The following is a 12258-nucleotide window of genomic DNA, read 5'->3' on the forward strand; positions in this document are numbered from 1 at the left end:
GCGTCGCCATCGCGATCCCTTGTTTTCAGACACCGAGCGGCGCGCGCTCGCGAAGCGTCTGCGCGATCGCGACGAGCCGCGGGCCGAGTTCGCGTTCGAGCCTCGCCTGCGCGAGGCGCGCTGTGCGGCCGACGCAGCCGAGCACCAGTGGCGGGCGATTGGGAAGCGATACGGGCGCGGCGACACACGCGAGTTCCGGTTCCCAGTCGCCGTGCAACATGCCGAATCCCAGTTCGCGCACCTGCGCGACTTTTTCGACCATGCGGCGTCCGATGGTGGGCCAGTTGTCGTCGGCACGCTGCTCGAGCTCGCGCTGCAAGTAGCTGCATTCCGCTTCGGGCAGGGCGGCCAGCAATGCCCATCCCATCAGCGAATACGCGATATGCATGCGCATGCCGGGCCGCAGCCGCAGATCGAGCACGGTGCGACTCCCGATCTGGGTGTCGAGGATCAGGATGTCGAGACGGTCGCGCGTGCCGAGCAGCACGTAGGTATCGGTCGCCTCGGCCACTTTCCGCATTTCGCTGCTGGCGAGGCGCTGAAGGTTCGGGTCGATGACGGCCGCGTAGCCGAGCGCGAGCGACGCGGCCGCGAGCGCATATTTCCGGCTGCTCTTGTCGTGGTGCAGGTAGCCCAGTGCGACGAGCGAGCGAAGCAGGCGCAGCACCGTCGGCGGCGGAATGCCGGTTGCTTGCGCGATTTCCAGGTTGCCGAGCCAGGCCTTGTCCGGGGCGAACGCCGACAGGATCGCCAGCCCGCGCGCGAGTGGGGTCACCATCGCGTTGCTCGGCGCGCGTTCGCCACGAGGCAATTTCGGCCACGCGGTGTCGACGCCATGCGGGCCATTGCCGGACCTCGTGTCGACGTGCGTCGGCAAGGATCTACCGGGTTGCATGCGTGTCTCCGTCTGTTTTCTCGATGGCGGATCATATTTGGTCCGACGCGCGTGCGCGCGTCCATGCGGATCGTACTACCATCGCGCGAACCATGGAGTCGGGACGTGCCCGAGATCAGACGGCTGGTGCAATGTCGCGGATCAGCGCGACGCGTGCGCGACGACGCGGCGGAGCCGGTCACTGATGAATTCCAATCCGATACGGCTTCCGGGCAGAATGCCAATCATCATAAGAAAGCCGTGCATCTGCCCGTGCGCGCGAAGATGATGAACCGGCACCCCGGCCTCCTCGAGACGCAGCGCGTAAGCTTCCCCTTCGTCGCGCAACACGTCGTGCTCCGCGGTGACGACGATCGCCTCCGGCAGGGCCGACAGGTCTGCTTCCCTGAGCGGCGACGCGAGACTGGAGTGCCGAGCCTCATCGGTCGGCGCATAGTGCGTCCAGTACCACGTCATCGCGTCGCGGTTGGTCAGCAGTTGATTGTCGGGCGAGACATATGAAGGCCGATCGAATACGCAATCGGTCACCGGATAGACGAGCAGCTGGCCGGCGAACGACACAGCTCGTTCGCGTCGCGCGAGCAGCGTCACCGCAATCGCGAGGTTCGCCCCCGCGCTATCCCCACCAACGAGCACCGGCAGCGTCGTACCAAGCAGGGCGGCCTGCTCGGCGACCAGCCATTGCGTGGCCTGCCATGCATCGAGCACCGGCCGCGGAAACGGATGTTCCGGCGCTTTCCGGTATTCGACGAGCGCGACCGCAACATCTGCACCGACCGCGATTTCGCGGCAAAGCGGCGTGAATTCCTCGATGCCGCCAACGACCCAGCCGCCGCCGTGAAAATACACGAGCAACGCTTGCGGCCGTTCGTCCGGTACAAACAAGCGCGCGCGGAGCGTGCCGCCGTCGACCGGGACATCGAGCGGAATGGTGGCACGCACGTCGGCGCCCGCGGACAGGATCGTGCTGATTCGCGCAAACGCGGTGCGCGCCTCTTCCGGTGTCATCAAATGACGGGGTTTCGACGCCGTCGCGGCGAGCTTGTCCATGAAGGCGCGGGTTTCGGTATCGAGGCTCATGATGGCGACTTTTCAGCGGCGCGATGCGGCGTGGCGCCGTTACGAGTAAGCGGTCGACTCCTTGACGCAGTCGAGCAGTGCATGTGATGTCTCAGTGAGCGCGTCTGCCGATGCATTGCCTGCCCGCAAAAGCGCTCGGCAGTGCGCCCGACGAGTCAGTTCAACCCGACCTCGGCTCGTAGCGCGAACACCGGATCGCGCTGATCTCGGCTGCCGAGCAGCCATGTCGGATTGAGCTTGTTGTCTGCGGCATCGACGAGATGCGACTCGATCGCATCGAACACCGTTCGGCGACGCGCGATGCGCCACTCGTCGTTGCGCTTCTCGAAGCGGTCGACATAGCGGCCGAATACCTGGACCCGGCTGTTGTGCGTGCTATCGGCGTGTTTCGCGTCGAGCATCGACCGATGTTCGCTCGCCTGCGGCGCGAGCTCCAGCCGCGCGACGAAATACGTTTCGACGGCGGCGATGCTATCGGACGCGAATTCCACGAGACAGTTGCCGAGGAAGTGCGTGGACGTCAGCAGGCTCGGCGCATCGTGCCGCTCCCTGACCCACGCGATGAACGCGTCGCGGGTGCCCTTGAAGTCGGCATGGTCGTCGTGGCAATCCTCGAAGAACGCGGAGCGGACGAGCTCCCAGTCGCGGCGGTCGACGCCGCGCGCGTAACGAAGCATCACGTCCCGGATCAGGTCCTTCTCGATCAGGCGTTGCATGGCGGCAGACATGGCGTTGCGCTCCTTTCGTTTTCCTGCCTCAACGATGAAGAGCCTGCCTGTCTCGCGTCAATTCGCGCGATGCGCGTCTGCCGTACTTTGAAATCTCCCACGGATCGTGCGACCCGACATGCCGATCTGCCTGAACGCACAGCACGTCGGTCCCGACATCGGCACGCACGAACGCGGTGTCGGCGCCGATTTCAATGTACGGGAAGGCATCGCTGCCGCAATTGATGCGGACCGGCGTGCGGTCATTCAATAGGTTCCTGACAAGCACCAATCTTCAGGAGACAACCCAATGAACCAGAACTCGGAAGTGCTGGACGCCGTCATTGTCGGCGCCGGCTTTGGCGGACTCTATGCGATCAAGCGGCTCACCGATGCCGGCTTTCGCATCCAGGCATTCGAATCGGGAGACGGCGGCGGCGGAACGTGGTACTGGAATCGCTATCCAGGCGCGCGGGTGGATCTCGAGTGCTGGGACTACTCCTATTCGTTTTCCGCGGAGCTTCAGGACGAGTGGGACTGGCCCGAGCGCTATCCGACCGCTGCGGAGCTCATGCGATACCTGAATCACGTGGCCGATCGCTTCGACCTGCGTCGGCACATACGCTTCAATACGCGTGTCGAGTCCGCCGTATTCGATGAAAAACTGAATCTCTGGAACGTGACGACGTCGGATGGAAAGGTCACGCGTGCACGTTTCTTCGTACCGGCGACCGGCGTGTTGTCGGTGCCGAAGCCGCCCGAGATTGCGGGAATCGAGACGTTCGCGGGCGAAAGTCATCACACCGGCCGCTGGCCGCACCACGAAGTCGATTTCAGCAACAAGCGGGTCGGCGTCATCGGCACCGGCTCGTCGGGTATCCAGGTGATTCAGGCACTTGCCGGCAAGTGCAAACACCTGACCGTGTTTCAGCGCACGGCCGTCTATGTCGTGCCGGCGAAGAATCATCCGCTGACGCCCGAAATGCGCGCCCGCGTGCGGGCGACTTACGCTGAACGGCGCGAGATCAGCCGCCTCACGCGCTTCGGCATCGCCGTGCCGTTCCCGGTCGAGTCCGCGCTCGACGCCACGCCCGACGAGCGCAAGCGGAAATATGAAAACGCGTGGGAAAACAGCCAGCTGCTCGGCTTTCGTATGTGCTACGGCGACATTCTGTCGAACGAGGCCGCCAACGAAACCGTGGCCGAGTTCATTCGCGGCAAGATCCGCGAGACGGTGAAGGACCCGGTGACTGCCGAGAAACTGATGCCGCGCGGGTTCCCGTTCGGCACGAAACGCCCGTGTCTCGGCGATACCTACTACAGCGTCTACAACCGCGACGATGTGACGCTCGTCGACCTGAAGGCGACGCCGATCGAGCGCGTGGTGCCGGAGGGCATCGTGACGAGCGACGACCTGCACGAACTCGATGTGCTGATCTACGCGACCGGCTACGACGCACTGACGGGCGCACTCACGCATATCGACGTGCGTGGCGTGAGCGGCGTCAGACTGAACGACAAGTGGGCGGCCGGTGCGAAGACCTATCTTGGCCTGATGACAAGCGGCTTTCCGAACCTGTTCACGGTGACCGGGCCCGGCAGCCCGGGGCCGCTCGCGAACATGTCGATGAGCATCGAGCAGCACGTCGACTGGATCGCGCGTTGCATGGCCGATTTGCGCGACGCAGGCATCGTGCGGATCGACGCCGACCCGGAGGCGGAAGAGGGCTGGATGCAGCACGTCCAGGACGTCGTGTCGAAGACGCTCTATCTGAAGGCGAACTCCTGGTATGTCGGCGCGAACGTGCCGGGCAAGCCGCAGGTGTTCCTGCCGTATCTGGGCGGGCACGGCACCTACCGGAAAAAATGCGACGCAGTCGCGGCGTCCGGCTATACAGGGTTTGTGCTGACGGGCGCGGAAGAGCGCAATACCGAGTCGCTAAACGCAACGGTCGAACATCAGGCGTAACGACATCATCGCTGAGCGGTCCGACGGCCGCCCGGGTATCGCAAGCGCGAGGGCGGCCTGTCGAGAATCACGAACTCGACGACCTATTGATGCTGCATACGGTACATGCGTGTGCGCGAACGGATCGGCTATCGCGATCGGCGCTCAGACGGGAATCGTCCGAACAACATGAAGGAGACGTGAAATGGGAAGGCTTGACGGCAAGATTGCATTCGTGACCGGTGCGGGCGGTGGCATCGGCGCCGCCATCTGCAAGCAGTTCATCGCCGAAGGCGCGTGCGTACTGGCCGGCGATATTCATCTGGATCTTGCCCAAGCGGCCACCGAAGCGAGCGGTGGCGCGGAACGGACCATCCCGCTGAGGCTCGACGTCACCGACAAGGAGAGCGTCCGCGCCGGCTTGGCGCGTGCCGCAGAGGCGTTCGGAAAGATCGACGTGCTGTGCAATACCGCTGGCGGATCTACGCCGCATGACGCGCGCGTGACCGATGCATCGGAGGAAGAGTTCTGGCGGGCGATCAAACTGGATCTCTTCGGTACGTTCCTGGTCTGTAAATACGGCATTCCCTATCTGCAACGAGCGGGTGGCGGTTCGGTCATCAACTTCTCGTCGATGGTCGCACTGATGGCGCTCACCGATCGCGATTGCTATACGGCGGCGAAGGGCGGCGTTCATGCACTGACGCGTTCAATGGCGCCGGAGTATGCGCGCGATCGCATCCGCGTGAATGCGATCGCACCGGGACTGACGCTGTCGGAGCGCGTGCGTCATCTGGTGGATGAGCGGGAGGAGTTGCGCAAGCTGGCGGACCAGTGCCTGCTGGGGCCGTGTGAGCCCATCGATATGGCCCATGTGGCGGTCTATCTGGCTTCCGACGAGTCACGACATACGACCGGGCAGATCATTCCCGTGGATAGCGGCGTCACGATTTATTGACCGACGCTCCCCGCCTGCCTGACTACCCGCGTAGACGTGGCATCGCGACGGCAGGGGGTAGCGATCCTTGCCATGAACGGCATATATGCCACTCACCCGGCGGACATGACTGGCTCGATATACGAATTCTCTGAAGGGCAGACAATGAGCAAAGGAACCGCAATCGTGACCGGAGGCGCCGGCGTTCTCGGTCTGGCAATTTCGAAAGGTCTCAGGAACGACGAATGGAACGTGATCATCCTCGATCGACAAGAGGCGCTTGAGGGTTTCGTCCCGCCCGAAGGGATACGGACCGATGTGCTGGACGTGACGGATTTCGCGGCCTGTCGCGCCTATTTTGCCGGGCTGACGGAACTGTCGGTGCTGGTCAACAATGCAGGCACGGCTAAGCTGTCCTTGGTGCGTGAAATGCAGCTGGAGGACTGGAACCGGATACTGGAACTCAATCTGACCGCACCATTGGTTCTGACGCAACTCGCAACCGACCTTTTGGTGCGCAGCGGGCACGGCGCCATCGTCAACATTGCATCCATCGCGGGACTCCGGGCAGGTTTCGGCCGGGTTGCCTATGGCGCGTCGAAGGCGGGCCTCATTCAGCTTACGCGACAAACGGCGTTGGAATATGCGCCGTTGGGCGTGCGTTGCAACGCAGTCGCCCCGGGTCCGGTCAATAGCGACATGGTGCGCAAACAGCTGTCGATGGAAGACTTCGAAGCGTACCTCGAGGACATTCCATTCAATCGCATGGCCGAACCCGACGAAGTTGCAAATGCAGTCGCGTATCTAGCCTCTGAAAAATCGCTTTACATCACTGGGCAATGCCTGGCTGTCGATGGTGGATTCCTTGCCGCCGGGGCTGGCATCAAGAAGGCCCATCAGATGATCTCTTGAACCTGGTCCATCGATACTGAGGAAAGTGACATGTTCAGTCATGTGAACCTGGGCAGCAACGATCTGGAGCGCTCGAGGAAATTCTACGATGCCGTGATGGGAGTGCTCGGCATTGGACCTGCGATAACGATCAATTTCAATTCGCCTCGCATCTACTATACGCACGGCGATACGTTACTGACCATCGCCATACCGCTGAATGGCAAGCCGGCACATGGTGCCAATGGCGGAACGATTGGATTTCGTATCGACAGCCGGGAGAAGGTCGATGCATGGCACGCAGCGGGCATGGCCAACGGTGGAACGACCTGCGAGGATCCCCCGGGAGTCCGGGACACGCCGGTAGGACAGCTTTATCTGGCGTATATGCGCGATCCGGACGGCAACAAACTGTGCGGATTTCATTCCGTGTGACGGATCGAGACGGTCGCCCACCCTAACGATCGAATGACGACGAGCGATCTCGTGCAAGAACACCATCCACGTAAAAACCGCCCGGTTTCAACGAAGGGAGAAGAAACGATGCTGATCAGGAACAAAACGGCAGTGGTGACCGGCTCTGCGTCCGGGATCGGCGCGGCCATCGCCGAACGTCTGGCGGAAGAGGGCGCGCATGTGATCCTGACCGACGTGGACGACGCGCGCGGCAACGAACTCACAACACGACTGATCGACCGCGGCCGGAAGGTGAGCTACCTCCATTGCGACAGCGGCAACCTCGAATCGATCGCCGCGATGACGGCCCGAGCCGTTGCAGAAAATGGCCGGGTCGATGTGCTCGTGAACAACGCAGGCGTGACGCGGAAGATCAAACTGCTCGACTTGACGCCGGAGGATTGGGACTGGATCCAGAACGTCAATACGCGCGGACTGTTCTTCACCATGCAGGGTTTCGCGCGTCACATGGCCGAGGCGAGTGGCGGCGTGATCGTCAACATCGCGTCGATTGCGGGCAAGGGTGCGAAGGCCACCTCGAATGCGTCCTATGCTGCCTCCAAGGCCGCGGCCATCGTGATGTCGCGTGTGGCCGCGAACGAACTCGGCGGCAGCGGCATACGGGTGAACGCGGTTTGCCCTGGCGCCACGCGTACCGCGTTGCTGGAGGATCTGGAAAAAGCCAATCCGGTCGGTTTTCGCAAGATGCTGGACGAAACCGCGCTCGGCCGGTTCGCCAGCCCGCGCGACATAGCCGACGCCGTTCTGTTTCTGGCCTCGGATTTGTCGAGCAGCATTACCGGTCAGTCAATCAACGTCGACAATGGCTTGATGTGGGACTGAGCGGCAAGCCGTCATATGTCGGGCGGCTTTCGATGTTGATTGCGCCGTCACGCTCCGGCCGGCTCAAATGCTGCGGGATTGAGAACGCGCCGGCAATGTGTATAAGCGATCTGCATCGATCATCTGATTTGCCGCTGCACCAAGGCGATTACGCCGCCTACGATCGCTAGGCCTACTATCATCTCGAAGCCGTCCAGCACGCTCAGGAAACTGGCCTGATGAGCGGCCATCATCGCCAGTCGGCCGAGCGACAGGCCTCGCGCCGCGTTCTCGTCGAGGCCTTGCGCCTCGAACGCATGCGTCATCGTTTCAAGCGCGTTCTGGAACGTCGCGTTATACGGGTTTGCGAATTCGACGAGACGCGTGTGATGCACGGCCGTGCGATGCTGATCGACGATGATGAACGTCGCGGTCGACACCGAGTAGGCCATCTGCTTGACGACATTCTTGAATCGGTATCCGTGCGTGAATTCGTCGTTCGAGAAAATTTGAAACGCGGCGCTCGCCGTCGGCAGCGCGATGAACATCAGCAGGAATCCGCGCAAGACCAACGGCGGCAGCAGCCAACCCATGCTGACGTCAGGCGGCAGGTTGAGCATCCAGATGCCGATCACGGCCGCCATGATGAAGCCCGGGACGATCAGCAATTTGCGCTTGATGAGACGCGAGTACCGGAAATACGCGATCGCCATCGGAATCGCTGCGAGCGACGTGATCCCGACGAGACGGCCGGCATTTTCGACCGGATAGCCGAGGCCGCCTTGCAGCAACCGCGAAACCAGGAAGCTGATCGCATTGCTGATGAAGTAGTAGAAGGCATAGAGCACCATCCCTTGGCGGAAAGGCCCCTCACGCAGCGCATTCAGGCGCACCAGCGGACGCGGATGGTGCCACTGTTGCCAGGCGAACCAGCCGATCGCGGTCAACCCTGCAACGGTGACCAGCGGCATCAGCGGTGTCGTGCTGAACACTTCGAAACGCAGTTGCTGTACGACAATCTGCAGCGCTCCCAGTGCAATGGCGAACACGAGATACGGCCATAGGTGAGCGGCGCTGCGCCGCTCGACCGGCCGCCTGCCGATGTGCGGCACCACCAGGAAGGCAAATACCGATAGCGCGGCGCCGCCGACTGTCGAACACGTATATAGCGCGCGCCAGTCGAAGTAGGCAACGAGATAACCGCCCGCCATTGGCGCAAGCGCGCTCGCGAGCAGGATCATGATCAAGAAAATACGCGTGGCCCCTGCGCGATCTTGTGGCGCGAAACCGGTTTGCAACATGATGCGGCAGGTGCCGAGCATCGGCCCGATGAAGTAGCCCTGAAAGCCGCGCGCCATTGCGAGGGAAAGCGACGATTCGCTAAGCGATGCGGCCAGCGATCCTGCCGCGAACATCAGCAGACAGCCGCTCAGGTAGCGACGGAACCCGAGACGCTCGATCAGCCACTGCTGTTGCACGATGCCGAGCACGGAAGCGGTTGCATAGGCCGTCGACGACCACACCAGTTCGTCCGGCGATGCATTGAGGCCGCCCGCGATATAGCTCGTAAAGAACGAAAAGATCGTGTTGTCGAAGTAGTCGATACCGACCGATAGCGCGATCGCCCATGGCAGTAGGTCGCTGCGCAAATGCCTGAGCGTGAACAGGCGGGCGCGGGCGGGCGTGATTTTCATGATGCCGCGGCCTCAGGCATCGGCGTCGGGCGCATTTGCTCGCGCGCGGATACGATGGGGGAAAGGGCGCGCGCGTGGGGCGCGGCGCCGGTACGAACGTGAAGAGACACCTGGACTCCGGAATGAATCGGATGAAAAACCCGGGCTGGAAAAGCAGATGAAACCATCTTTGACGGTGCCACCGGTTGAAGGTCCAGGTGGCGATTTTCATGACGGCTGCGCGTGTGGCTGCGAGAAGCCGCGGCCTGGTGCTCTCGGTCGCTTCCGCAAGTAATGACCCGGCGTGCCGCAGAGCTACATGGACAGGTTCAAGTTGGCGCGGCGCGGTAGCTCGGCGGCTGGCCGCCGGCTGTCGCGGACGCTGACGCTTCGGCGAAAGTGGCCGTGGCGCAAATGGCGGCCGCGAACTGTCATCGGCTATCGTTCGGCGCGTCTTCGTCCAGAGACGACGGCGGCGCCAACTGCGCATGTCGAACGATTGCAGCCGTCGCAGACCATCGCCGAGGGACCGTCACGGCGGATTATTCCGGGCGTCACGGGTCGCTATCAATGGTTAACGCTTACGTATTCCGTACTTTGAAATTTGTGCACGAGTCGCCGAACGATGCGTTCGGAGCAGCCGGCACACCGCGACTGTGCCAGGGGCGCGAGGCCGGACATGCGTACGCGCTATTGATGCTCACGGTTGTGGCAATCGGAGCAACAGCTGCCAGACAGCTTACGCGGCCCGAAAGCGGACGGTCAATCTAGCCACTGCAACCACATCAGACGATAACGCATCGTTACGTAAACAGGGCGGCATCACCCAATTTGCCTCCGAAGTCGGGATCAATCTTAACAACAGTGTGCCGGCTGGCCACTGCCGCACAACCCGGCCATCAGTTACCGATGGTCCGGGGAAGGGGCACGGGTCGATTGCATCGTGGCGAATCGGTTTGCATCGTCCCGCTGGGAAGAATGACGACCTTCGAATAGCCCCACAATTCTCTTGCAAATCTATTGATAGTAACTATAGCCTTGAAAGCTCAATCATAAGCATGAGACCGATAAAAATGAAAACCAGGGATCTTGTAATTGCGATAGCCGTCGGGGGATTGGTTATCGGATGCACCTACGCATACTTGCGTGGAAGTAATCAATCGACTGCTTTACTGACATCAAGCGCCGAATCTGCTTTGCAAGGGGCGTCTCGCCTCCACTCATTCGGACAAACAGCCGCAGCGCGCACACCACATCCGAGTGTGAGAGGAACTACCCCGGTTGAACTCTCAACTGACCATTCGGCATCCGTCGGCGGCATCGATTCGACCGGCACCGGCGTCCGTGACGATGTCGAAAAATATATCGAAAACCATTATCAAGATCCGGCGCAACGGGCCGCGATGATGCGTTACGCCGCGTCTCAACGAGATTTCATTATAAATGGCGGGACCCGTGAGCGAGCTGTCGCGGATATGACAAATGTATTCAAATCTCTTGATTGTATAAGCAAGTTGATAGGGCGCAGCGGGATGGACGATTCTCAAATCGTTCTTTCGATGATGCTGAATACAAAGGAGCGGTGGCAAGCATATTCGGTGGCAATGAAGAATATGTCCGGGCACATTTACATGGAAACATTGAGAGATCCATGTAAAAATTAATTCTGGTAATTCTGCCTCTCTTTTCTTCAGTTGCATTTTCCCAGCAAGCGGACGATACGTGTGACTCGCCTTATGAAATTGTATACAGCAATGGAATTTTGAATAATTCCGGAAATATCATCGATGATCGGAATACTTTGTCATCAATGGTCGGGGCAAAATTCAACGGAACGGCCGTGTATTATGGCGCAAGCCCAAACGAATCAGATGGATTTTTGGATGATCTCATAACGGTTTATACCCAAAAATTATCGGAAAATCCAACGTGGAATTGGGAAATGTTGTCTCGGGTTGCGAGTGGCTTTGTTAGCGATATAGCCCCTGATATCGTCAACGGGATCCAGTAATGATCGCCGGCGTCAGGGATCAAGCATATTCGACACTGAGTGTCAAATTTGAGTCGAAGTATTCCTACGTAGTCTTGCCTGGCGTTACGTTGCGGAACACGCTGTACTTGTCGCTATAGAACGCCCCCGGCTTGCCGTGGCACTCGATATACATTCGCGTCGCCTCGAAGTAGCTGAAGGTCGATTCCTCGAACCACCGATGGTCGCTGCCGTCGATCTGGATCAGTTCGCCCAGACACGCCCGGCGTGCTCGCGGCTGATACACCTTCGGCGGCCGTTGCCGGCGCGGAATCCACAGCCCAGCCTCCGTCATCAGCTTCCTGACCGTCTCCTTGGCCAGCCGAATGCCGTGGCATTCCCAAAGCTTCTCGCAGGCCAGTGTCGGCCCGAAATCGGCGTAGCGATCGCGGATGATCGTCAGCGCCCGGTCGGCGGCTCCTGGATCCAGCCGACGATTGCCGGGCTTCGATCGGTGTCCCGATACCAATCCCGCCGCGCCATGCTCCCGAAGCCGGGCAACCAGCCGACGAACCTGCCGCGTCGTCAATTCCAGCCGTTCTGCCGCCCGCCACGGCTTGAGCCTGCCATCCGCCACGTCCTGAATGACCTTGAACCGGTCCAGTTCGCGCATCGTCATCGTGATCCGCTCCGTTGCAGCCATCGCAGCCTCCGGCGGCGGACACCCGGCGGCCGAACAGCTTACGCGGCACAAAAGCGGACATTTCTATGTAGCCAAAAGCGGACATTTCAATCTAGCCACTACAACCAATGTCATACCCGGATTCAGATGTCGTAGCGCCAGCTAAATACAGATGTCGCATGTTTCATCCGCTTTCTC

General features: G+C 60.9%; 11 protein-coding genes and 1 pseudogene. 6 read left to right on the forward strand and 6 right to left on the reverse strand.

Features of this window, described 5'->3' with window-relative positions:
• Nucleotides 1–25: 25 nt before the first annotated feature.
• The 4 genes from CFB46_RS34620 to CFB46_RS35710 form a co-directional block, all read right to left on the reverse strand.
• Nucleotides 26–778 carry an IclR family transcriptional regulator gene (locus CFB46_RS34620; RefSeq protein ID WP_063831218.1) on the reverse strand — a complete coding sequence of 251 codons (753 nt, stop codon included), beginning with the start codon at nt 776–778 and terminating at the stop codon, nt 26–28.
• 258 nt (nt 779–1036) lie between these two features.
• Nucleotides 1037–1975 (reverse strand): alpha/beta hydrolase, encoded by a 939-nt coding sequence (locus CFB46_RS34625; protein WP_027785869.1) that lies wholly within the window; start codon nt 1973–1975, stop codon nt 1037–1039.
• A 155-nt stretch (nt 1976–2130) separates the two neighbouring features.
• On the reverse strand, nt 2131–2703 hold the full coding sequence (locus CFB46_RS34630) for a nuclear transport factor 2 family protein (RefSeq protein WP_027785870.1): 573 nt from the start codon (nt 2701–2703) through the stop codon (nt 2131–2133).
• A 28-nt stretch (nt 2704–2731) separates the two neighbouring features.
• Nucleotides 2732–2953, reverse strand: coding sequence for a hypothetical protein (locus CFB46_RS35710; protein ID WP_143751690.1), 222 nt, complete (start codon nt 2951–2953; stop codon nt 2732–2734).
• A 39-nt stretch (nt 2954–2992) separates the two neighbouring features.
• Between CFB46_RS35710 and CFB46_RS34635 the strand changes: the two genes are divergently transcribed.
• From CFB46_RS34635 to CFB46_RS34655, 5 genes are all read left to right on the forward strand, one after another.
• Nucleotides 2993–4651 carry a flavin-containing monooxygenase gene (locus tag CFB46_RS34635; RefSeq protein ID WP_034185495.1) on the forward strand — a complete coding sequence of 553 codons (1659 nt, stop codon included), beginning with the start codon at nt 2993–2995 and terminating at the stop codon, nt 4649–4651.
• Between the two features lie 184 nt (nt 4652–4835).
• A complete protein-coding gene (locus CFB46_RS34640; RefSeq protein WP_027785871.1) occupies nt 4836–5588 on the forward strand; it encodes an SDR family NAD(P)-dependent oxidoreductase in 753 nt (250 codons plus the stop codon).
• 144 nt (nt 5589–5732) lie between these two features.
• Complete coding sequence (locus CFB46_RS34645) at nt 5733–6479, forward strand: SDR family NAD(P)-dependent oxidoreductase (protein ID WP_027785872.1); 747 nt, start codon at nt 5733–5735, stop codon at nt 6477–6479.
• Between the two features lie 30 nt (nt 6480–6509).
• A complete protein-coding gene (locus CFB46_RS34650; RefSeq protein WP_027785873.1) occupies nt 6510–6893 on the forward strand; it encodes a VOC family protein in 384 nt (127 codons plus the stop codon).
• A 33-nt stretch (nt 6894–6926) separates the two neighbouring features.
• Nucleotides 6927–7757 (forward strand): SDR family NAD(P)-dependent oxidoreductase, encoded by an 831-nt coding sequence (locus CFB46_RS34655; RefSeq protein ID WP_080681399.1) that lies wholly within the window; start codon nt 6927–6929, stop codon nt 7755–7757.
• 119 nt (nt 7758–7876) lie between these two features.
• Here the strand turns inward: CFB46_RS34655 and CFB46_RS34660 are convergent, their stop codons facing one another.
• On the reverse strand, nt 7877–9430 hold the full coding sequence (locus CFB46_RS34660) for an MFS transporter (protein WP_027785875.1): 1554 nt from the start codon (nt 9428–9430) through the stop codon (nt 7877–7879).
• Between the two features lie 1052 nt (nt 9431–10482).
• On the opposite strand from CFB46_RS34660, the gene CFB46_RS35715 reads away from it, so the two are divergent.
• Nucleotides 10483–11073 (forward strand): hypothetical protein, encoded by a 591-nt coding sequence (locus CFB46_RS35715; RefSeq protein ID WP_143751691.1) that lies wholly within the window; start codon nt 10483–10485, stop codon nt 11071–11073.
• 417 nt (nt 11074–11490) lie between these two features.
• Here CFB46_RS35715 and CFB46_RS34665 read toward each other — a convergent pair.
• Nucleotides 11491–12081, reverse strand: a pseudogene (locus tag CFB46_RS34665) (helix-turn-helix domain-containing protein); the annotation flags it as partial.
• Nucleotides 12082–12258: the final 177 nt, after the last annotated feature.

This window comes from Burkholderia sp. HI2761 (assembly GCF_002223355.1).
Classification (GTDB): domain Bacteria; phylum Pseudomonadota; class Gammaproteobacteria; order Burkholderiales; family Burkholderiaceae; genus Burkholderia.

Coding starts and splice junctions, on each gene's coding strand:
- CFB46_RS34620 (WP_063831218.1), bottom strand. CDS start 778: ATGGTGACCCCACTCGCGCGCGGGCTGGCGATCCTGTCGGCGTTCGCC.
- CFB46_RS34625 (WP_027785869.1), bottom strand. CDS start 1,975: ATGAGCCTCGATACCGAAACCCGCGCCTTCATGGACAAGCTCGCCGCG.
- CFB46_RS34630 (WP_027785870.1), bottom strand. CDS start 2,703: ATGTCTGCCGCCATGCAACGCCTGATCGAGAAGGACCTGATCCGGGAC.
- CFB46_RS34635 (WP_034185495.1), top strand. CDS start 2,993: ATGAACCAGAACTCGGAAGTGCTGGACGCCGTCATTGTCGGCGCCGGC.
- CFB46_RS34640 (WP_027785871.1), top strand. CDS start 4,836: ATGGGAAGGCTTGACGGCAAGATTGCATTCGTGACCGGTGCGGGCGGT.
- CFB46_RS34645 (WP_027785872.1), top strand. CDS start 5,733: ATGAGCAAAGGAACCGCAATCGTGACCGGAGGCGCCGGCGTTCTCGGT.
- CFB46_RS34650 (WP_027785873.1), top strand. CDS start 6,510: ATGTTCAGTCATGTGAACCTGGGCAGCAACGATCTGGAGCGCTCGAGG.
- CFB46_RS34655 (WP_080681399.1), top strand. CDS start 6,927: ATGACGACGAGCGATCTCGTGCAAGAACACCATCCACGTAAAAACCGC.
- CFB46_RS34660 (WP_027785875.1), bottom strand. CDS start 9,430: ATGAAAATCACGCCCGCCCGCGCCCGCCTGTTCACGCTCAGGCATTTG.
- CFB46_RS35715 (WP_143751691.1), top strand. CDS start 10,483: ATGAAAACCAGGGATCTTGTAATTGCGATAGCCGTCGGGGGATTGGTT.